This window comes from Nanoarchaeota archaeon, assembly GCA_018897155.1.
In the GTDB taxonomy this organism is placed as follows: Archaea; EX4484-52; EX4484-52; order EX4484-52; family LFW-46; genus LFW-46.
The window spans coordinates 13,030-32,843 of sequence record JAHILE010000010.1 but is presented as its reverse complement, the minus strand read 5'-3'; the positions used below and the strand labels follow the sequence as shown (position 1 = coordinate 32,843).

The window sequence follows — 19,814 nt, the reverse complement described above, 5'->3', positions numbered from 1 at the left end:
TCTAGTGAATGTGCTGTGTTACTCTTATAAAAATATTCCAAACAAATAAAACTAATGATGGCTCACATAATAGCGATTGCGGGTGGAACTGGTTCGGGTAAATCTACATTGGCTTATGGTCTTCTTGACAAATTTCCTGAATTGATTGAAATTGTGCATTTTGACGATTACCAGAAACTTGAACCGAATGTTCCAATTCATCAGGGAATGAGAAATTGGGATCATCCTGATGCTATCGATTTTGACCAATTAATACACGACCTTAGCCAACTAAGAAATGGCAACGATGTTCAAATAATGACAAAGGATAAAAAGCTAAATCCTGGCTATGAAATCAGCGGCAGGATAAGAACATTCCGAATAATACATTCTAAAAAAATAATCATTCTTGAAAGTTATTTAGCCTTATGGAATGAAAGCGTAAGAAAATTGATTGATTATAGCATTTTTCTCGACACACCTACTCGTTATACAAAAGCTCAGAGAAAAAAAGATAGTTACTTAAGCCATAAAGCATTTCGCGTCCCTGTAATTAAAACATGCCATACATTTCATATACATTCAGATATGGAATATTCCGAGCAATAAAAATGTGGAGACCGTTCCTGCGATAATCCCGAGTGCCGTGGAATGTTCATGGCTTCCTTTAGTTGTGCTTGGAATCAATTCGTCCAGAGTTATAAAAACCATTACTCCGGCTGCAAAAGCAAGCGCTATAGACACCGACGATACGTAGTTTTTAAGAAATAGTCCTGCGAAAAGCGCGCCTATTGGTTCAACCATTCCTGAGAAAAAGGCAATTTTAACTGCAGTTATTCGTGAGGCTCCGCTCATATAGATTGGTAGCGCAGTTGCTATTCCCTCAGGGATATTGTGCAAAGCAATTGCTATTGCAATCAGCACGCCAAATTCCGGCAGGTGGATATAACCTGCGCCGACTGAAATACCTTCAGGAATATTGTGGAGTGTAATGCCCAGTGCAATCAAGATGCCTGTTTTAAATAATTTTTTATTAACTTTTCCTGTTTCTTTTGTTGAAAAGTGTATATGCGGTATGTAAACATCAAGCAAAAACATCACTATAGCCCCTATTGCAAAGCCGAGAGTAGTCATTAAATACCCTATATCTTTCCAGGCTTCTATAACCAGCCCCATAAAAGAAATAACGAGCATAACGCCTGCTGCAAATCCTGTCAGGAATCCGAATAATTTTTTCCCGGGCTTTCTGATTACTGCTAATAGCCCTCCGACCCCAGTTGCTAATCCTGCTAAAGTGCTTAGAATAATGATGTTGATTAATTCGGATGCCATATATAATACAGGAACACTTGCAGTTATATTCTTTCGGAATGATTTTTAACGCAATTGATGATTTTCAATAAGCTCCAACATTCAATAATTCACTTTACCATGCATAAAAGCGCTGAATGTGAATGTTATAATCAATGCAAGAATTGATATTATGAGCATAGTCCCCGGCTGACTGACTGACGGAAATTTTGACGCAATAAACAGCATTACGGAATACAGTATTGTTGCAAGAAAGACTATTTTCATAACGGGAATGACTGTTTCTTCAAATTTCATATAACGCCACGCATTTATTTATGCGTGGCGGAATATATATTCTTATGTTGCATGTGTGACGAGTTCACTAACTAACCCCACTGTCTTTCTTGTTATTCCTTATCTTTAATCCCTTCAGTTGTGACTTTGATAATCGCTTCTCCATCAGGGAGGTTGGGCGAGTCCACAAGTTTTGCAATGCGTAGGTCGCCTTTACTCTTTCGCAAATATATTCTGAATGTGGATTGGTGGCCGACAATATTTCCGCCAATCGGCGCAGTTGGATCGCCGAAAAGCATATCCGGACGTGACATAACTTGATTAGTTATGTAAACTGCGAGATTGAACGTATCCGCGAACTTCTGCAGCGCATGCATGTGCTGGTTCAGCTTTTGCTGCCTGTTTGCAAGCGTTCCTCTGCCGACATAATCTGAGCGGAATTGCGAAGTTATGGAATCAACAACCACTAACTTTACATTGTTTTCCCGTATTATGTCTTTTGCCTTTTCAAGCAGAAGTATTTGGTGGTCTGAATTATATGCTCTGCCGATATGTATGTTTGCAAGAACTTTTTGAGGGTCGAGGCCAGAGGCTTCAGCCATTTGAATAATTCGCTCAGGCCTGAACGTATTTTCAGTATCTATGAAAAGTACTCCGCCGTCAAGTCCGCCTTGGTCTTTTGGCATCTGGGCATTTACCGAAAGCTGATGCGACATCTGCGTCTTTCCAGAGCCGAAAGCTCCGTAGCATTCAGTTATTGCCTGCGTTTCTATTCCGCCGCCAAGAAGCGCGTTCAATTCTTTGCTTCCCGTGTTTAGCTTTCCTACATTTTTACGTTTTTCAAGAGCAGAAAGCCCAGTTTCATATCCTAGATTAAGCGCGTTTCGCGCTTCAAGAATTATTTTTGCCGCAGTTCCATCGCCTAAATCAGCGATTACCGCGATTTCTGCTGCACTTGCCGTGGCGATTGACATTAATTCGCCATATCCTGCTTCTGCAAGCTTTTCCGCTGTCTTTGGCCCCACCCCGGGCAAATCTTCAACTGAAGTTATTTCTTTTTTTCCAGATGTTTTAGGCATTGCATCAGGCAATTCTTCAACATTCATTATTTCTTTTTTTGACATGGGTCACACCTTATAGATTAGAGTCTCATTATTTATTTGTTATTCTGTTTTTTCATTGTACGCTGACGCCATCTGTTTTTAATTCAGAGAGAAGCGCATTGCATTCTGAAGAAACATTTACTGCTTTGACCTTATGAACGGCAAGCTCAAGCCGGTTCATTACTTCATTTCTTCGGACGAGCGCTTGTATGTTGTATGTCTTTCCAACGATTTTGAGATTGTTCCATATGGTGCGCTCCCCATTTATTATTATATCTTCTTCCACTTCATTTGTGTTCTTCTGCAAAAGATTTTCTGCGGCTTCTCTGAAGAATGCTGCGTTTATCGATGCGTAGCCGTCGTCAAGCATTGCAGAAATCATCAGAAGCTTATCCGGTTTTGCATCCTTATGTTTTGGGCAAAGCATTCCTTCAAGTTTTTCTTTACATATTGAGCATTTTCGGTAAATCATTTTTCTTTCAAAAACCTGAATGATTGTTGTCCTGATATTCACAAAAGTATTTTCTGTGATGTTGTCAAGCGTCATGTCTTTGTATGCTTCTGATTGAGTCGGGACTTCACTTGAGACAGTTATGCTGACTTCGCTGTTCTTTTTCATTGCGCCATATTTTCCAAGCTGAAGCTCGGCGCGTCCGTAATTGTCTTTTCGCGTGTATGCGCCGGATATTTCAACAACATCTCCAACTGCAAATCCGCTTTCTCCGCCAACAAGGTCGGCGCTTTCATTCCAAAGGGGAATGCGTATGGTTCCTGTGTCATCCGCAAGAACAAGGTTTACAACTTTTCCTTTTCCGCGCTCTGTTTCGAACTCGCGCACCTGTGACACTTGTATGATTTTTCCAAAGAAATTGACTCGCGAAAGTTCCGGCACTATGTTTTTTATCTTAAGCACATTTGCAGCAGGCTTTAGGAGATTTACGCCAAGCTCCCTGCCGACAATAAAAGCCGCGCCGGTTCTCGATACCATCCCTGAAAATTCCAGCTCTTTATCCTCGATAAGCTTTGCGATTTCATCGGCAGTTTTGCCTGTTTTTGCCATTATTTCCTTTATTATATCGTTTTCGTCTAGGTTCATAACAGTGAATTATCGGGCGGTATATTTAAAGTTATGCGCTTCACATTGCCGATAGACAAAATGTTTAAGCTTCGCGTTTTTTAAAAGCGCCCGATTTGTTTAACCGGTTTAAAATCGTTAAGCGGATAGACGGATTGTATGTCCATAGATTTGCCACAATCGCCAAACACAATAAGAGCATATTTTCTATTCTTATCGCCAATTGCAATACCGGTTATTCGCGGGTCGCCGCCATATGCATTTATTCTATTTTCTCCATTTTCAAGCGCGTCTATTATCGTTTTTATCGGCACGCCGAATTTATGGATATGCATTATTTGCTTGCCGGAAGAGCTGTTCATTCCGAAATAGTCGCATATTGCTCGTATGCCTCCAATACTCGGAGGTTCGGCTGAATTGCGTATTGCTTCAATTTCTTCGTAACTTATTTCTTTTTTTATTTCATTGTTAATCAAATCACCTAACTCGTTTTAACAACACACCGGCCACAAAAAACAGAATGACATTTACGGAAAAATGCGCGCAAAAAATATGTTCCGTATTAGAAGCCGATGCAAGTGCTTAGAATACCAGCACTAGCGCAATTAGGACTAGATGGGTTGGTGCAGAAAATTCATTTTTTGTGTTAATCCCTGTTCGCATAGCTAATTTTTGAGCGCATAAATATATATACCCGAGTCCACAATATTAATATCATTCTGGTGTTTTAATGACGCGCGTTATCGCTGTTACTGGGGGAAAAGGCGGAGTTGGAAAGACCACACTTACCGCAAATCTAGGTGCTGCTCTAAATGAGTTCGGTCAAAGAACTCTTGTAATTGACGGGAATCTCACGACCCCAAATCTTGGGTTTCACTTAGGCGTGCCGCTGTATCCGAAAACACTTCACGATGTTCTTAGAGGTGAGGCTGATGTCAACGAGGCTATGTATGTTCATCCTTCGGGGCTTAGGGTAATTCCTGCAGGAATCTCCATGAGCGACCTTAAAAACACAAAGCCGGACAAGCTCCAGAAAGTTGTTGCCGATGCTGCAGATGGGCACGATGTGGTATTTCTTGACTGCGCGGCAGGCCTTGGCAAAGAGGCTGTAGCAACGCTAAAATCCGTTGACGAGCTTTTGATTGTCACAAATCCTCAGCTTCCGGCAGTAACTGACGCGCTTAAGACAATAAAGCTTGCAGAAGAGCTTGGCGTTGGTGTTATCGGTGTTGTCTTAAACCGCGTTCGCGGGCATTCATCAGAGCTTTCAAATGCAGATATCGAGTCTCTTTTGGGGCATCCGATAATCGCATCAATTCCTGAAGATCCTACTGTGCACGATTCTCTTGCAGCAAAGACGCCGGTTACAGCTTATTCTCCGAGTTCAAAATCTGCAGTGGCCATGAAGGCGCTTGCGGCAAAAATAGGCGGAATCGAATGGCAGCCGCCAACAAAGGGAGGGCCTGCCATGTCGATTTTCGAGCGAATTTTCAGTTTCCTTAAGATATAGAAAAATAGTTGCTTGTAATAGATATTTATGGAAAAACACTATGGCGGCATAAGCCATAAACTAGTGACTGGGTTACTTGCTATCATATTGGTGCAGGGATTCTTTGATTGGATTGGCGTTTCTAATACCGTGCAGTATGTTTTATTCATATTCACATACGTTCTTATTGTGGCGTACTGGGTCCGGCACAAGCATTCAGTGAAGCGTTTTCCTCCAAAAAACGGGCTTGGCGTTCTCATAGATATAATTGCAATGTTTGTGCTTTTCCTTATTATGAAAGCCGCTTCTTTGCAAATCGGGTTTTATTTTGCAGCCCTTGCTGTTTTGCGGGCTGTTGATGCTCTTGGAATTTCACGGATGCTTTCAGAATACGTTCTAAAACGCGCTGAGGCGCATAGATTTAACACTTTGCGAAAAATCTATTTTCTTGAAGCTATCATATATGTTCTTTTTGAATCGCTTAGCTTCAATTATGGGCTGCCGAATGTACTTGGAATTACTGCGTTGATGCTGGTGTGGCTGTTTGGAAGGATTTCAGAGCATGAATTATAGACTTAACATTTCCACATTGCTTGTGCGAGTTTGCCCGAATACATTATCTTTTCTGCAAGCGCTTTTGCATTTTCTTTTTTCTTTTTATGTTCGCGCAAAAATGCATTGAGTTTCTCTATAAGAATCTGTTTCATTTCACCACTGAGAAGCTTTCCGCTTTTGTAGTCCTCTCGGATTTGTTCGAGTTTTTTGTCATCTTCTTCAAATAAAATCGAGAGCCATTGGAATGAAACATCTATGTCGGGGTTTCCGCCCAGTTTTCTATGTTCTTCTACTGTTGGCTGACCGCCTGAGAATGCGTATTTCATGACCTTTTGCTTTACTGTTTTTTCGTCATCAGAAAGATAAATGGCGGTGTCTTTTGCGCTCGCACTCATTTTTCCCGAGATGCCTGTCAAAGGCGGAAGGAATTTATTATGCATTGCTGCAGTTTTGCAGCCGCCAAGGGATTCTGCGATGTCGCGCTGAGGCCTCCAGTAATTATCCTGATCAATTCCCGCAGGTATCAGGCATCTCTTATTTTCAAAAAACGTTGGCACAATCTGCAATGCGGGATAAAATATCATGCCGATATTTGACTGGTCATTAAATCCGAAGACTGCTTTAACAGTGGAATAATTTACTTTTTTTGCTACTTTCATGGCAATCGGATACATTTGTTTTATGTATTCTGTGTTCCGGAACATGAACGTCCTGTCAGGGTCAAAACCAAGGGCGGCGAGATGAAGCGCGTTTTCCATTGCCCTGTTTTGCATGTCTTCCCAGTTGAGGTTTTGCTTAAATAGGAATTTCTCTTCATCAGGTATCTGGATGTAATAATTTACCTTGAATTTATCCTGCAGCCATTTTGCGAAAATGAAAGAAATCAAGTGCCCGATATGGATTTCCCCTCCTGTCGCGATTCCATTGTAAAGAAAAAAACCTTTGCCGCTTTCATAATCCTTCAGTATCAAGTCCATATCCCTGTGCGAGTAATAGAAGCCGCGGCGCATAAATATGTTTGATTCGCCAGTTATCTTCTCAATTTTTGCCTTAAGCTGCGCGTCTACTGGTTTTGTCCCGAACTCTTTAATGAGCTTGTCATAATCTACAGTTCCTTCGACTTCCCAAGGGGTGACTTTTTGAACGACCATATATATCATGCTGTATTTGATTCTTTAAAAGGATTTCATAGTTCTTCCAAAATCTTCCGCTTGTCGCGCATACTTCAACTCCCCAAGATACCTGTTGATTAATGCAGCATAGTTTGAGCAATCCTGAAAATGATTTCCATCATTTATTTTATTTTCAGTGATTATATCGTCTATCCGTTCTGTTAATTCGAGTATCGCGTCTTTGTAAATTTCTTCGCCCAAGTATGTGTGGGATTGATCAGTCATCTGTTGTTTGAGTCTGCCAATTTCCCTAATTTCGCATGCCGCACTGCAACCGTGATGATCACCCAGATTTTTGAATGGTGTATCAACCAGATTATAAAATGTTCGTGTCATAATTTCGGCCAATTTTTCTCCAAGTTCGCTGCTTTCAACAAGGTCCATATAATGTGGTTTTACCATCGCATCACCGCTTATTCAGGCCCTATAAAAAGCGCGCCATAACATTTTGCCTGCACTGAAGATGGAATGTGCCTTTCAAATTCATTTATTGTGTATTCTATGGCAGTTTTTACCCGCGGAAAATGCTGTATGTTTTTATGCCTTAGCAAGCTGCGATATATTTCAAGCCCGCGCGATATTTTTTCGCTTGCGTTTTTCTGTGTTTCTTTCTGTGTTTCATCAGCTCTTCTGCAAAGACCTACAAATTCCAGGTCTGTAATATGTGATTCTAAGTATTTCGCAGATTCTAATTGCGCCCTTCCTTCAGAAACAAGGCGTTTCGCCTCTTTAAATCCGTCAATGTAGCCACCGGTTTTCACCGTTTTCGCCATTTTTGTTTATTTCGTTTAATCCATTCATTCCAATCACCTTTTGTTATTGGTCTTCTATCTTAGTCACTACCAGGTATTTAAATGTTTGGTCATAAACGCGCAAACTATATAAATTTTGACCAATAATATTGTATTATGTCCCAAATAGAATTAACTCTTGAGCGTTTTTTCAGCAAAAACCCCGATGTGCGCGAAGCCCGAAACAAAGGCCTGATTAATCGCAGGGCACTTGCGCGCTACATTGCAGAACACGAGAAAATCCCGATTAAGCAGTCTGAAGCGCTGATTATGGCCTTGCGCAGGCACCCACAAGAATCCTTAAAATCAAAAGATTTGCAGCATCTGATAAAAAACATGCGCACAAGCGCGAAAGACAATATCGCAATCATATGCCTCAAAAACTCAGAAGCTGCGCTTGAAAAGCTTGCGCAAGCGGTTAAATCCATCAATCATGCGCCAAGCGAGACATTCAAAATTGTCCAGAGCTCACTGTCTATAAAGATATTTCTGGACAAATCGCGCGCAAAACAAATCAAAGAGATTTTTGACGCAAAAGACATAATTGAAGCGCGCGACAATATCGCTGAAATCGACGTAATTTTTCCGCATGATGCGATAGAGACGCGCGGTATAGTTTCCTACGTCAGCGCAGAGCTTGCGATGAACAAAATAAATGTCGTTGAGCTGCTCACATCAACGCCGGAGCTGCTGATTTATGTCGACAATGCGGATTTGCTAGCGGCGTATGAGGTTATAAAATCACTGTGATGCCTCAAATCCTTGCCGTACTCAGCGCGTAAGAAACAGCTTCAATTGCGCGCAGCACATCTTTTTTCTCAACGCGGCTGCGCTGTTCAATCCGCGCGCTTGCATCAATCATTCGCTTCAATCCCACAACAAACCGCGGCGTCACTTCTATCACGAGGCGGCTTTCACTTTCTTTTGCTTTTTTGACAAATTCCTTTATTGCAGCGTTGTATGTCTCGTTGAAATCAACATTAAGTGACTTTGCTTTTTCAATGTACTTTTTGAGGAATTCCGCGTCTTTTTTATTTGCAGAATCGGTGTGCGCGAGAACGCTGTCAGCGATTTTCATGAATTGAGTTATTGTCTGCTCGCGAATGAGGTATATTAGATGGAATCTTGAAATAAGCGCAGGCTCAAACGGCATTTGGGCTTTTGTTTCTTTAAGCGTAGTTCCTTTGAATTTACTCCCTTTCGGGTTTGCACTGGCTAGTACAGAACAGCGCGCATCGAACTTAAAGTGGTTGCCGCCTTTGTCAAATGTGATAAAGCCTTTTTCCATTGCATTGTAAAGCCCTGCGCGGTCTTCGGTTTTCATAAGGTTCAGTTCATCAATCAGCGCCATGCCGTTGTCGGCAAGCGAAAGTATGCCTTTTCTTACTTCTTTTCCGCGCACTGTGGCTGTAAGGCCTGTGTTTGATGTTCCTGAGCCAAGGCCGAATGCTGAAATGGGTGAGATGTCTTCTGCTGCGCGCAGGATGTCTGTTTTTCCGGTTCCTGTGTCTCCGATAAGAAGAACGTGAACTGGATCCTTTGAAAATATCTGGAGCAGAACTCCTTTTTTTATGTCGTCAAATCCTATGAGGTGTGGAGCAAAAATCTTCTGGAGGTTCTGCCACGCGTTTTTTGAAAACTCTTCAGTTATGCGGGTTTCTGCTGCATCTATTAGAATCTTATTCAAGCGCGCAATTTCGTCTTTTGATTCTTCGCCGTATGCTTCAAGCAGCGAATAATGCCTTATGGAAGTTATTTTTTCGCTGTAAGGCATTTGTTTTCTTGCGATTCTTGCTTTGTATTGCTTTACGAGCTTTTTTGCAGTGGTGCGCGCGTCTTTCGGCAGGTCCGGGAGAATCGTGTCAAGAGCGTCTTTTTCAGGCTTTGAGAACGGGCGCATGAGCAGGAAGAAATAACCCGCGCTTTTTAGGAAATTTGAAACATTCATATGCGTTATTGCATTATGCGGCATAAATAGCTGAATGGCTGCAGAATATAAAACAAACGTACTTAATCGTTAACCCATGGTTTTAAAATACCTTTAAATTCCTTATCTGCCATAGTCTTTACAAAGGATGTTTTTCATGCCGTCAAACAAAAAATTCCAGGAACAGCTAATTCAGATGCTTACCCACCGCGGTTTTGTGTGGGGGCCGGAGCCTGAGATATACGGCGGGCTCGCGGGTTTTTTCACTTACGCGCCGCTTGGCAAAAGGCTTAAGAATAATATTGAGAATAAGATTCGCGAGGTCTTCATTGCGCACAATTTCTGGGAAGTGGAATGCCCGATTGTTATGCCGCGCGAGGTCTGGAAGGCATCCGGCCACTTGGAAGGATTCACCGACCCGCTTGTTGAATGCAGCAAGTGCAAAGGCGTTTTTCGGATTGACAAATTGATTGAAGAAAAATATCCGGATGTTATTGTTTCTGCATTCAAAGAGCACCAGTTTCTCGATTACATCAATGACCTGCGCGTGAAATGCCCTACATGCGGCTCCAAGTTCCTTCCCGAAATCCGCAGGCATAACCTGATGATGCGCACAACGATTGGAACAAATACTGAGGCGTACAATCGGCCCGAGACAGCGACAACAACTTATCTTCCTTTCAAAAGATATTATGAATTTTTCAGAAAGAAGTTCCCGTTCGGGGTCTTTCAGATAGGAAAGGCTTTCAGGAACGAGATTTCCCCGCGCCAGCACGTTATCCGGTGCAGGGAGTTCACACAGGCAGAGGCGCAATTATTCCTGACAAAAAAACTCAAGCATGATTGGAAGCCTTTTGAAAAGGTTAAAAAAGAGAAGCTGCCGCTATGGACGTGGTATATGCAGGATAATAAAAAAGATCCTGCATCAACATCACTTGACGAAGCGATTAACAGCAATGTCCTGAAAAACAAAGCCTATGCATGGACGCTTTATGTCTCATACAAAATATTTCTTGAGCTCGGTATCCCGCAGGAAAAAATCCGCTTCAGGCAGCACGCGCCGGACGAAAAGGCATTTTATTCAGACGATACATGGGACCTCGAAGCCGAGCTTGAAAGCTTCGGCTGGACCGAGATGTGCGGAATTTCAGACCGGACGGATTATGATATTGGCAACCACTCAAAGGCATCAGGAACTGATATGTCAGTGCCTGACGAAGAGAACAACAAAATATTCCCGCAGATAATTGAGATTGCATTTGGTACAGACAGGCCTGCTTTTGCAATACTGGATATCTGCTACAAGCCTGATGCAGGCGTTGGCGAGCGCAATGTTTTGAACTTGCCAAATCACCTTGCGCCGATACAGGTTGCAGTATTTCCGCTTATGGCGCGCGACAATCTTGATGTAAAGGCGCGCGAAGTCCATGCGATGCTTGCAAAAGAATTCATGGCATCATATGATGAAGCCGGAAGCATCGGGAAAAGATACGCGCGGATGGATGAAGTCGGAACGCCGTTCTGCGTGACAATAGACTACGACTCGCTTGAAAAGAAAGATGTCACAATACGCGAGCGCGATACAGGAAAGCAGGTGAGGGTGAAGATTGGGGAATTGGCGGAGCGATTGAGGAAAGACTTGAAATGATTATTTTGGTGAATTCATATGACAGTGCTTGATGAAGCTTCAGTATTAAAATGCATTAGCAACCTAGCGAAATATGATGGTGATAATTATTTTATCAAAGACTATAGAATTCTTTTAGTTACGCCGAATATCTTTGATGAACTTAGCAGTATTGAAACCGGAGCGCATCAGCTAAAAATGTATCGTGGAAATGATGCCATTATAGCTAGACTTAAAACAGCTGAGAATAGCGATGAGGCAGAAAGAAAATTATCCACAGAATTATCTGTTATTGTATCCGAAGAATCCCCCGAATTAAGAGACATTATGACAAGCATGCAATATCTTACGCGGCGCGAGATGTACTGTTCTGATAGAATCTATGTGTTTAATAAAGAGCATTTTGAGAAAGGAGGAGCCACTGTAAGGGAAAATATTCGCGGCCATGAGCTTGATTTGACCGGAAAAACAAATATGTTCATAAATGAGATTCTTGAACGATAATTTGACTGAAGTTTTTTATATTTTTCTGCGCATCTCATCATCTTCGTTCAATCGCAGGTCGCGCATTTGCATTTGCCCTGCTTTCGCTCTTTTTTTCTATTATGCGGTAAATCGCGCGCTCTATATCAAACGGGTGGTGCAGGTCTTTTACAACATGCTCTTCGTAGCCGGACAGTATTGCAATGTCGCCCATTCCAAGAATGCGTTGTATCATGGTTTGCCTTACCTGCACATTTGTTATTGTTTCAAGCTTTAGCGCTTCCATGCGCACAGTGCCTACCATACCAACAGCGCTGCTTTTTATGTCGCTATTACCCATTTCGTCATCATTTAAGCCGCGTTTTCTTATCATCACGCGCTCTGTTGTAAGAAGCACCATTTCGCGTGCAGCCAGCCTTTCTGCGACAAATGCGATTATTCCGGCAATTGCAATCATGGCGCCGGACACTTCAAGCTTAGGTATTGCGACATTGTATTTTGAGAAGTCTGTGAAATTCACAAATACAGAAAGCGCAAGCAGCGCCACTGCAATAAAATAATATTTCCAGAAAATCATGCGCGAGATTTTTGTCTCGTGTATTGCTTTTTCTCCCGGAAGAAGGTGCCAATCGACCATAATCTTATTTGAAGAAGGGTGTTTATTAACTTTAATACTTAAACTGGATTTATGCAGCTGTTAAGGAAAGGCGCCGAAGCGGACATTTATCGGACAGATAGTTCTGTGCTAAAAGATCGCGTCCCGAAATCATACCGCATAAAAGCGCTTGACGACAAGCTCAGAAAAGAGCGCACACGTGCCGAAGCAAAGCTTCTGGAACGCGCGGCGAATATTGTGTCCGTTCCAAAAGTCCTGAATAAAAATATGTTTTCAATAGAAATGGAATTTATCGACGGCCCGCGCGTCAAGGATATTCTTGGCAAAAATAATTTTTGCGAAATCTGCGCCGAACTTTCACAATCTATCGTTGCGCTGCACAAAGCCGAAATAATCCATGGCGATTTGACAACGAGCAACCTTATTTTAAAAGGCGGAAAAATTTATTTCATCGATTTCGGCCTGGGGTTTTTCTCAAAAAAGCCGGAGGACATGGCGGTGGACTTGCATACGCTTTTCGAGGCGCTGAATTCCACCCATTCGGGAATCGCGGATGAAGCAATTGAACTGGTTTTGTCAGAGTATGAAAAATCCGGCGGAAAAAAAGAAGTTATTCTCCGGCTTGAAAAATTGAAGTCGCGCGGAAGGTATATTCGCCGAAGCAAAAATGGTGTTTTTTAAGATGTTATCGGCGAATCCTCTCATTTTCATTCGAGGCTTTTTAGCCCGTGGCGATTGATGGCTGGCTGAAAATAGATTCGAGGAAACATAGTGGATGTTTTCGAATGTATGTGAAAAGAAAAGCGCGCCTTTCTGAACAGCAATCATAAAATCAGATGTAAACGCATATATACCCGTAAAACACCATATATAAGAGCGCATTTAACTGTCTGATGTGGTGATGAATGAACCTAAGCAAAAAACTGGTATCCGGATTTCTGGCGCTTTCTGTATTTTCTGTTATTGTGGGCTATGTCGGCTTTGTGAGTATGAAATATGTTGACAGCGGCATCAAATCCCTGGAAAATGAGACCATTCCCGCAATTAATTTGCTTAAAGACGCGAAAATTGCCGCAATGCAGGTTTTTGCCGCAACAATGGATTTTGCACAGGCGCGCAACAATACCCGCGAATATATAGGGGATGCCGCAAGGATTCAAAGCAAAGCGGAATTCATAAGTTCTGTTGAGGCATACCGTGCCATTATCGGCGAGCCTTTTCTCGAAGATGGAGAGCCAAGGGATGAGATTAAAGAGAATGCCGCGGCTTTTATCGGCGCTTCGGACAGAATGTTTTTGCTGAAAAACAGCGGGACAAAGGACACCGAAATTGCAGAAGCCGGCGAAACGCTTGAGTACGCCAGGGCAAAGCTTTTTGTATCGCTGGACTCTGCGCTGAAGCATAAGTCAGAGGAAATAAAATATCGGGGCGAAGCCGTCAATACGACGATAAACAGGTCGTTGGTTTCGATTTTGATAATTATCATCGTTTCCATGATCTCGGCAATTCTAAGCGGCATTATCTTCGCCCACTCAATCGCGGATCCTGTGATAGAACTGACAAGGGCGTCGGAAGAAATGAGCGGCGACTATAGGAACATCAAAAAAATAGTGGAGGGGGCTTCTGATGACGAGATAGGGAAGCTTACTCATTCATTCAACTGCATGGTTGAGGATATCACAAAAAGGGATGAGGAAATATCCATCAAAAACAAAAAGCTTGAGGCATCGAAGAAAGAGCTCGAGGAAAAGGTTGCAGAGCTTGAGCGCTTCAATAAGATTGCAGTGGGGCGAGAGCTCAAGATGATTGAATTGAAAAAGAGGATAAATGAATTGGAAAGCATGAAAAGATGATAGGGAAGTGATAACGTATGAAGAGCATTAAAACAGAAATGTTTGTTTTTTTATTGGGTCTGACTACTGTGTCAATATTTGTCACAGGCTATATAGGAATCAACTCGATTATGGATGCCGGAAGCAATGCCCGGGAGATTGCGGCTGATTCCCTGCGCAGCCAGGCAGAGGGCTTTCTGGTTCAGCTTACTATAGCATCAGCCGAAAAGAACGACCTTGTTTTTGAAAATGTGCGTAAAAACGCAGGCAGCCTTGCGGATTATACCAAAAATATATTTGAAAATCCCAAAGCCTTTTCAAGGGATAACTACTGGAAATTTGGCGAGCGCGTCTTTACCGGAAGCGGAGGGCAATACCTCAACGGGCCGAATGATACGTCATCGGTCTTTGTTCCTGGGCAGATCACGATTACCGGCGATGTGAAAGAGGAACTGGAACTGAACGCATATCTGGATTACGCATTCCCGAAAGTCCTTGAAAATGACCAGAACATAGTTGCCATATGGATGGTGGGCGCCCGCGAGACATCAAGATACTATCCGAATATAGGGCTGGGCAACATCGTGCCTCCGGATTTCGAGGCTACAAAAGATATTTTCTTTACGTCTGCCAATCCCAAGAACAATCCGGAGCAGAAAGTCGTATGGACGCCGGTATATGACGACCCTGCCGGGCAGGGGCTTATGATATCGGCTGTGGCGCCGGTTTATGCCATGCAAGGCGGATTCATAGGGGTCCTGGGCATTGACGTCACTTTGAACAAGATTATCGGGAATATTGAAGAATACAATCCGATAGAGGACTCTTATTCCTTCCTTGTTGACAAAGAGGGATATTCCATTGCCCTTCCGGAACAGGCGTACACAGATATAGTCGGCAGGGCACGAGGCAGAGGGGAATCCCGGGTAAATCTTAACAATATTACCAACAGCAAATTTTCTTCTGTTTTGAATAAAATGAAGGCGGGCTCGACCGGTTTTGAGAATATAACAGCAGGCAATAAAAATCTCTTTATTGCTTATGCTCCCCTGAAGGGAACCGAATTTAGCATGGGTATAGTTGTCGAGGAGGAAGTCCTGCTCGGAGCCGTTAAAACAATTGACAAAGAGCTGAAGAATTCTGTCCGCGAGCTGACCTATTTCCGCATTTTGCCCACAGGCTTATTGATTCTTGTTATTGCATGGGCTGCCGGCTTTTTTCTTATCGGCAGGATTGTTGGGCCGGTAAAGAACCTGACAGAAGCAGCGAGGGAGCTCTCCAAGGGCAATTTCAACGTTAAGCCGGATGTTGCGTCTGAAAATGAAGTGGGGGTGCTTGCCGCAGTGTTCAACAACATGGCTGAAGATTTGAAGAAATCCCACGGAGCGCTCGGAAAACATACAGAAGAGCTTGAGCAGGAAGTTGCAGAGAAAACAAAGGAATTGAAAAATTACAATATTGCTCTGGAAAAAGAGGTTGCAGAGAAGACAAAAGAGCTGAAGGCGCACGGCGCGTCTCTGGAAAAGCAGGTTGCTGAAAGAACAAAAGAGCTCGAGGAAAAGGTTGCAGAAATGGAGCGGTTCAACAAGATTGCTGTCGGAAGGGAACTGAAGATGATTGAATTGAAGAAAAGGATAAAGGAACTGGAGGAGAAGAAATAAAGAAATTGCCTACGGCAATTTCTATCTTTTCAGTTTGTATAATCAAACTGAAAATAAAACTAAACAGGGATTTCCATGAATAAAACGTACTTAATTATCGCAGCAGCAATACTGGCGATTGCATTGACCGGAGGCTACATATATTACACAAGCGGGGAAGCCCCGGCGCAGATTGATGGGGCGCAGAATCCGGGAGATACAAACGGCATTACGGATTCCGAAATCCTTATCGGCTCCTCGTCTGCCTTAAGCGGGCATGCGAGCTTTCTTGGCACCCAGTACACGCGCGGCTCGCTGGCGTTTATAAACGATATAAATGAGAAAGGAGGCGTTCAGGGCAGGAAAATCCGCATGATAACTTATGACGACGAGTACGACCCGCCAAAAACAGTGGCAAACACCCAGAAGCTGATTGCAGACGACAAGGTCTTCATGCTGTTCGATTATGTGGGAACTCCGACAAGCGTCAGGATAATCGATATGGTTGACGAGGCAAAAATTCCGCTTCTCGGGCTGTTCACCGGGGCAGAGGAGCTGAGAACCCCCTTTCGCAAGTACATATTCAATGTCAGGGCATCATACTATGACGAGACAGAAGCCGCAGTTGCTTACTTTGCCGATAATCTCGGCTTAAAGAAAATAGCTGTGTTTTATCAGGACGACGCATTCGGCATGACCGGGCTGAAGGGAACAGAAATCGCCTTAAGCAAACGCAGCATGTCGCTTGCCGCCAAAGCGTCGTATGCAAGAGGGACCGAGAACGTGGAGGCAGGCGTTGAGACAATAATGAATTCGAACCCGGATGCAGTTATCATGATAGGCACTTATGCTCCGATTGCAAAGTTCGTGGCTCTTTATAAAAAAGAAGGGCAGGACCCGTACTTCCACTCGGTGTCTTTTGTGGGATCTGACGCATTTGCCGAAGAGCTGTCAAAGCGCGGGATAAATTCTTCGGATAAGATAATCGTTACGCAGGTGGTTTCTGACCCGTACGAGGTATCTGCGATTCACTTAAAAATAGTCAAGGATTACAGGGACCTTACTGCAAAGTACTTCCCGGGCAATTCGCCCACCTACACAGGGCTTGAAGGTTTTGTAAATGCCAAGCTTCTTGTGCGCGCCCTGGATGCCGCAGGCAGGGATTTGAGCCGCGAAAAGCTTATCCAAACACTCGAATCTTTTGAGGACTACAGCGTGGGCATAGGCATACCAGTGAATTACGGGCCCGCAGACCATCAGGCATTTGACCGCATATTTTTTTCGCGCCTTGCCGGCGGGAGATTTTTGCTGTTTGAGGGGGGGGGGGTAGGGTGGGGGGATCCACGTGATGCCTTATGAAACTCCAATATAAGCTGTCTTTGGTTTTTGCCTTTTTAATCTTAATAGCTGGAGCTATGCTCATTATTTTAAACTCCGAGCTGGTGCGGGGCGAGCTTGAGAAAAATCTGGTTGCGCGAGAGAAGATAGGGCTTGAGATTCTGGAAAAGAAGATATTTCCATACGCCGCGGACAAGGATTATGCATCCGTGACTGCCTTAATATTCGAGGAAAAGGAAATAAAAAAAGGGTTTGTGGAGTACATTGTTGTTCACGGCATCGACAATAAAATTACGGCGCACACATTTTTAACAGGCGTGCCTGAAGAGATGCGCCAAAGCCAGGAAGAACCGGATGATGCGTTTAGCACAAAGGAGCTGAACATGGGAAACCAGCCCATTATCGAAGCCACGATGCCATTAAAGGACGGGACCTATGTGGCAGGGTATCTTCATGTCGGATACAAGAAGGAATATATCGAAAACATACTCGCCCGCCTGAATCTTATGAGCAGCATTGCCGTGGCGCTTATAACGGCGTCAATAATAGTTTCGGGCGTTTTCCTGTTCCGAAGAATGATAGCGCAGCCAATCGGGGAACTGGCATCGGGCATAGATAGCATTAGCGCAGGCAATCTGGATGTGAAAGTGAAACTCAGGACAGGGGATGAATTCGAAAGAATGGCGGGCGCGTTTAACAAAATGGCTTCTGACATTAAGGAATCCAAGGCAAAGATTGAAACATTCAACAAGACTCTCAAGGAAGAAGTTGCCGAGAAGACAAAGGAGCTGAACCAGAAAGTGGATGAGCTGACTACAACCAAGAACGCGGTTCTCAACATGATGGATGACACAGAGGAGCTGAACAAGTCGCTTACAGAGGCGCGTGATAAGCTGTCGGAAAGTGTGGATGAGCTGAAGGAGACTGACATAAAAAAGAATGAATTCATGTCAATTGCCGCGCATGAATTGAAAACGCCGATGACGTCCATTCACGGATTCTCACAGCTTCTGCAGGACAAAAAAGTTGCGGATGATCCGGAAAAAAGGGATAAATACCTTAAAATAATGGATCATGAGACAACGCGGCTTGCAAAGCTTGTAAACGACGTGCTTGACCTTTCGCGTATTGACCTCAATGCCATGAACTTTGACTTCTCCGAAGTTGATATAAATGATGTGATTGACACTGTGCGCACGGAAATGGACGTTCAGATAAAAGCCAAGGGGCTGGAGTCCGAATACATTATTGATAAAAACCTGCCGAAAATCACCACTGACCGCGAGCGCCTGACGCAGATATTGATGAACCTCATAAACAACTCGGTCAAATACACTCAGAAGGGGAAAATAACCGTGAAAATATCAAGAGAAGACGGCATCCTGCACTTCATAGTCAAGGATACAGGCATAGGCATAGCAAGGAAGAATCAGGAGAAGATATTCACGAGGTTTTACCAGGTTGATTCGTCGTATACAAGGAGTGTGGGCGGAGTGGGCCTCGGGCTCTCCCTGTGCAAAGAGCTTGTGGATCTGCTCGGCGGAAAGATATGGTTCGAGAGCGTGCATGAAAAAGGAAGCGAGTTCCACTTCACGCTGCCGGCAAAAGGCTCTTTGAAAAGAGGCATTCAGAAGATTGCTGAAAAATGAGGGATGGCAGACCAAATGATGAGGGCTATATGCATAATATGTATATATACTACCTCTGCAATATATTGCATATGAAAAAACTAGAAATACTTTTATTGTCAGCAGTATTTTTGTTTGCCCTTGTTGCGCCTGTTCTCGCCGAGGAAGCCGGAGAATTAAGCGAGCCGGAATATTTGGAGTGGAGCATAGGCTTCATAGGGTTTATAGCCGCGTTTGTCGCAGCATACACGGGTGTCAAGGCATTCGGGGGGATGATAGGAAGCACTATGAAGCTGTATGCCGCGGGTATCATTCTGATAGGGATAGCGTCAATTACCTGCTTCATCTTCTACATTGCAGGCATAGGAGATTCATCCGAGCTGTCAGTGCAAATCGAGGATAATTTAAGGACAGTAGCACTCTTGATATTTGCATATGCGGGATATTCTATGTACGCCGGGCGCAAAAAATTGATTAGCGGCGCCCTCAAAAAACATTGAGTAAATTTGCATGGATGAAATGATTAATATGGCGCTGAAAGAGGATGCTAAAAAAATAATTGAAGAAATTGGCGGGGAACTTGTAGCCAAGCAAGTGTATCTTTTTGATGATCCTAGAAAATATCCTGCGGACTTTCTGGAGGAGTGTACGCACTTTCTGGGGGATATTATAGGTCAGGAGAGCGCGGAAAAAAAGTTCGGGCCCTTATATAAAAAATATATGAAAGCCCATCAGTAGAAATTAACGCTGAGAAGTCTCCTTGCAAAGCCGGGAGTATAGTTAATTGCGCATCTTTTGATAACTATAATATTGGCAATTAACTAGATAGTGAATTCAAGCATTATGAACTGTTGTTATCAGAAGTTCTTGAATTTACCATAGTTCACGAGCGTATCGGCGGTTGCGCGCGAAACAATTGAAAAAATAATTGTTTATATATGCCTTCATGAATATTAAGTATTGTGGGTAGCT

General features: G+C 43.3%; 23 protein-coding genes. 13 read left to right on the top strand and 10 right to left on the bottom strand.

Translation table 11 applies throughout. From position 1 onward, the window contains the following. Positions 1–54: 54 nt before the first annotated feature. The gene (locus tag KKB09_00945; GenBank protein MBU4299763.1) at positions 55–588 is read left to right on the top strand and encodes a hypothetical protein; all 534 of its coding nucleotides are present in this window, start codon (positions 55–57) and stop codon (positions 586–588) included. On the opposite strand, the gene KKB09_00940 is transcribed toward KKB09_00945, so the two are convergent. The 5 genes from KKB09_00940 to KKB09_00920 all read right to left on the bottom strand — a co-directional run bounded on the left by KKB09_00940 (position 562) and on the right by KKB09_00920 (position 4,220). Continuing rightward, positions 562–1,311 (bottom strand): ZIP family metal transporter, encoded by a 750-nt coding sequence (locus tag KKB09_00940; GenBank protein ID MBU4299762.1) that lies wholly within the window; start codon positions 1,309–1,311, stop codon positions 562–564. The genes KKB09_00945 and KKB09_00940 overlap by 27 nt on opposite strands. Before the next feature lie 81 nt (positions 1,312–1,392). Next, positions 1,393–1,587: a hypothetical protein gene (locus tag KKB09_00935; protein MBU4299761.1), complete on the bottom strand. Its 195-nt coding sequence runs from the start codon at positions 1,585–1,587 to the stop codon at positions 1,393–1,395. A gap of 92 nt (positions 1,588–1,679) precedes the next feature. Further along, entirely contained in the window at positions 1,680–2,645 is a 966-nt protein-coding gene (gene radA / locus KKB09_00930) for a DNA repair and recombination protein RadA (GenBank protein ID MBU4299760.1), read from the bottom strand. Positions 2,646–2,742: 97 nt separating this feature from the next. Next, a complete protein-coding gene (locus KKB09_00925; GenBank protein ID MBU4299759.1) occupies positions 2,743–3,765 on the bottom strand; it encodes a hypothetical protein in 1,023 nt (340 codons plus the stop codon). Between the two features lie 80 nt (positions 3,766–3,845). Further along, complete coding sequence (locus KKB09_00920) at positions 3,846–4,220, bottom strand: hypothetical protein (protein MBU4299758.1); 375 nt, start codon at positions 4,218–4,220, stop codon at positions 3,846–3,848. 254 nt (positions 4,221–4,474) lie between these two features. Between KKB09_00920 and minD the strand changes: the two genes are divergently transcribed. Further along, positions 4,475–5,254 carry a cell division ATPase MinD gene (gene minD, locus KKB09_00915; GenBank protein ID MBU4299757.1) on the top strand — a complete coding sequence of 260 codons (780 nt, stop codon included), beginning with the start codon at positions 4,475–4,477 and terminating at the stop codon, positions 5,252–5,254. A gap of 27 nt (positions 5,255–5,281) precedes the next feature. Continuing rightward, entirely contained in the window at positions 5,282–5,806 is a 525-nt protein-coding gene (locus KKB09_00910) for a hypothetical protein (protein ID MBU4299756.1), read from the top strand. A 2-nt stretch (positions 5,807–5,808) separates the two neighbouring features. Here KKB09_00910 and KKB09_00905 read toward each other — a convergent pair whose 3' ends face one another. Genes KKB09_00905 through KKB09_00895 form a run of 3 tightly spaced genes read right to left on the bottom strand, consistent with a single transcriptional unit; the run spans position 5,809 to position 7,733 of the window. Further along, positions 5,809–6,939 (bottom strand): tryptophan--tRNA ligase, encoded by a 1,131-nt coding sequence (locus KKB09_00905; protein MBU4299755.1) that lies wholly within the window; start codon positions 6,937–6,939, stop codon positions 5,809–5,811. Between the two features lie 24 nt (positions 6,940–6,963). Further along, entirely contained in the window at positions 6,964–7,362 is a 399-nt protein-coding gene (locus KKB09_00900) for a hypothetical protein (GenBank protein ID MBU4299754.1), read from the bottom strand. Positions 7,363–7,373: 11 nt separating this feature from the next. After that, a complete protein-coding gene (locus KKB09_00895; GenBank protein MBU4299753.1) occupies positions 7,374–7,733 on the bottom strand; it encodes a hypothetical protein in 360 nt (119 codons plus the stop codon). 135 nt (positions 7,734–7,868) lie between these two features. Here KKB09_00895 and KKB09_00890 point away from each other — a divergent pair, with 135 nt between their 5' ends. Then, complete coding sequence (locus tag KKB09_00890) at positions 7,869–8,501, top strand: hypothetical protein (protein MBU4299752.1); 633 nt, start codon at positions 7,869–7,871, stop codon at positions 8,499–8,501. A 4-nt stretch (positions 8,502–8,505) separates the two neighbouring features. On the opposite strand, the gene KKB09_00885 is transcribed toward KKB09_00890, so the two are convergent. Then, on the bottom strand, positions 8,506–9,699 hold the full coding sequence (locus KKB09_00885) for an ATP-binding protein (GenBank protein ID MBU4299751.1): 1,194 nt from the start codon (positions 9,697–9,699) through the stop codon (positions 8,506–8,508). A gap of 136 nt (positions 9,700–9,835) precedes the next feature. On the opposite strand from KKB09_00885, the gene glyS reads away from it, so the two are divergent. Together glyS and KKB09_00875 are read left to right on the top strand one after the other, a co-directional pair. After that, positions 9,836–11,326, top strand: a complete 1,491-nt coding sequence (gene glyS / locus KKB09_00880) for a glycine--tRNA ligase (GenBank protein MBU4299750.1) — start codon at positions 9,836–9,838, stop codon at positions 11,324–11,326. Positions 11,327–11,344: 18 nt separating this feature from the next. Continuing rightward, positions 11,345–11,809: a hypothetical protein gene (locus tag KKB09_00875; protein ID MBU4299749.1), complete on the top strand. Its 465-nt coding sequence runs from the start codon at positions 11,345–11,347 to the stop codon at positions 11,807–11,809. Positions 11,810–11,846: 37 nt separating this feature from the next. Here the strand turns inward: KKB09_00875 and KKB09_00870 are convergent, their stop codons facing one another. Further along, positions 11,847–12,425, bottom strand: coding sequence for a PH domain-containing protein (locus KKB09_00870; GenBank protein MBU4299748.1), 579 nt, complete (start codon positions 12,423–12,425; stop codon positions 11,847–11,849). 51 nt (positions 12,426–12,476) lie between these two features. On the opposite strand from KKB09_00870, the gene KKB09_00865 reads away from it, so the two are divergent. From KKB09_00865 to KKB09_00835, 7 genes are all read left to right on the top strand, one after another. Beyond that, positions 12,477–13,085, top strand: coding sequence for a Kae1-associated serine/threonine protein kinase (locus tag KKB09_00865; GenBank protein MBU4299747.1), 609 nt, complete (start codon positions 12,477–12,479; stop codon positions 13,083–13,085). Positions 13,086–13,309: 224 nt separating this feature from the next. Further along, a complete protein-coding gene (locus KKB09_00860) occupies positions 13,310–14,257 on the top strand; it encodes an MCP four helix bundle domain-containing protein (protein MBU4299746.1) in 948 nt (315 codons plus the stop codon). A gap of 17 nt (positions 14,258–14,274) precedes the next feature. Beyond that, complete coding sequence (locus KKB09_00855; protein MBU4299745.1) at positions 14,275–15,897, top strand: HAMP domain-containing protein; 1,623 nt, start codon at positions 14,275–14,277, stop codon at positions 15,895–15,897. A 75-nt stretch (positions 15,898–15,972) separates the two neighbouring features. Next, positions 15,973–17,235: an ABC transporter substrate-binding protein gene (locus KKB09_00850; GenBank protein ID MBU4299744.1), complete on the top strand. Its 1,263-nt coding sequence runs from the start codon at positions 15,973–15,975 to the stop codon at positions 17,233–17,235. Next, on the top strand, positions 17,232–18,863 hold the full coding sequence (locus tag KKB09_00845; GenBank protein MBU4299743.1) for a HAMP domain-containing protein: 1,632 nt from the start codon (positions 17,232–17,234) through the stop codon (positions 18,861–18,863). Before KKB09_00850 ends, KKB09_00845 begins: the two co-directional genes overlap by 4 nt. A gap of 71 nt (positions 18,864–18,934) precedes the next feature. Next, positions 18,935–19,342 (top strand): hypothetical protein, encoded by a 408-nt coding sequence (locus KKB09_00840; GenBank protein ID MBU4299742.1) that lies wholly within the window; start codon positions 18,935–18,937, stop codon positions 19,340–19,342. 10 nt (positions 19,343–19,352) lie between these two features. Continuing rightward, positions 19,353–19,580 (top strand): hypothetical protein, encoded by a 228-nt coding sequence (locus KKB09_00835; protein ID MBU4299741.1) that lies wholly within the window; start codon positions 19,353–19,355, stop codon positions 19,578–19,580. The last annotated feature ends 234 nt before the right edge of the window (positions 19,581–19,814 follow it).

Bases quoted from the DNA above. Each gene is read 5' to 3' on its own strand.
- KKB09_00845 (MBU4299743.1), top strand. From the start codon at position 17,232: ATGAAACTCCAATATAAGCTGTCTTTGGTTTTTGCCTTTTTAATCTTA.
- KKB09_00905 (MBU4299755.1), bottom strand. From the start codon at position 6,939: ATGGTCGTTCAAAAAGTCACCCCTTGGGAAGTCGAAGGAACTGTAGAT.
- KKB09_00885 (MBU4299751.1), bottom strand. From the start codon at position 9,699: ATGAATGTTTCAAATTTCCTAAAAAGCGCGGGTTATTTCTTCCTGCTC.
- KKB09_00860 (MBU4299746.1), top strand. From the start codon at position 13,310: ATGAACCTAAGCAAAAAACTGGTATCCGGATTTCTGGCGCTTTCTGTA.
- KKB09_00850 (MBU4299744.1), top strand. From the start codon at position 15,973: ATGAATAAAACGTACTTAATTATCGCAGCAGCAATACTGGCGATTGCA.
- KKB09_00945 (MBU4299763.1), top strand. From the start codon at position 55: ATGATGGCTCACATAATAGCGATTGCGGGTGGAACTGGTTCGGGTAAA.
- KKB09_00875 (MBU4299749.1), top strand. From the start codon at position 11,345: ATGACAGTGCTTGATGAAGCTTCAGTATTAAAATGCATTAGCAACCTA.
- KKB09_00855 (MBU4299745.1), top strand. From the start codon at position 14,275: ATGAAGAGCATTAAAACAGAAATGTTTGTTTTTTTATTGGGTCTGACT.
- KKB09_00935 (MBU4299761.1), bottom strand. From the start codon at position 1,587: ATGAAATTTGAAGAAACAGTCATTCCCGTTATGAAAATAGTCTTTCTT.
- KKB09_00870 (MBU4299748.1), bottom strand. From the start codon at position 12,425: ATGGTCGATTGGCACCTTCTTCCGGGAGAAAAAGCAATACACGAGACA.
- KKB09_00840 (MBU4299742.1), top strand. From the start codon at position 18,935: ATGAAAAAACTAGAAATACTTTTATTGTCAGCAGTATTTTTGTTTGCC.
- KKB09_00890 (MBU4299752.1), top strand. From the start codon at position 7,869: ATGTCCCAAATAGAATTAACTCTTGAGCGTTTTTTCAGCAAAAACCCC.
- KKB09_00835 (MBU4299741.1), top strand. From the start codon at position 19,353: ATGGATGAAATGATTAATATGGCGCTGAAAGAGGATGCTAAAAAAATA.
- glyS (MBU4299750.1), top strand. From the start codon at position 9,836: ATGCCGTCAAACAAAAAATTCCAGGAACAGCTAATTCAGATGCTTACC.
- KKB09_00895 (MBU4299753.1), bottom strand. From the start codon at position 7,733: ATGGCGAAAACGGTGAAAACCGGTGGCTACATTGACGGATTTAAAGAG.
- minD (MBU4299757.1), top strand. From the start codon at position 4,475: ATGACGCGCGTTATCGCTGTTACTGGGGGAAAAGGCGGAGTTGGAAAG.
- KKB09_00910 (MBU4299756.1), top strand. From the start codon at position 5,282: ATGGAAAAACACTATGGCGGCATAAGCCATAAACTAGTGACTGGGTTA.
- KKB09_00925 (MBU4299759.1), bottom strand. From the start codon at position 3,765: ATGAACCTAGACGAAAACGATATAATAAAGGAAATAATGGCAAAAACA.
- KKB09_00900 (MBU4299754.1), bottom strand. From the start codon at position 7,362: ATGGTAAAACCACATTATATGGACCTTGTTGAAAGCAGCGAACTTGGA.
- KKB09_00940 (MBU4299762.1), bottom strand. From the start codon at position 1,311: ATGGCATCCGAATTAATCAACATCATTATTCTAAGCACTTTAGCAGGA.
- KKB09_00865 (MBU4299747.1), top strand. From the start codon at position 12,477: ATGCAGCTGTTAAGGAAAGGCGCCGAAGCGGACATTTATCGGACAGAT.
- radA (MBU4299760.1), bottom strand. From the start codon at position 2,645: ATGCCTAAAACATCTGGAAAAAAAGAAATAACTTCAGTTGAAGATTTG.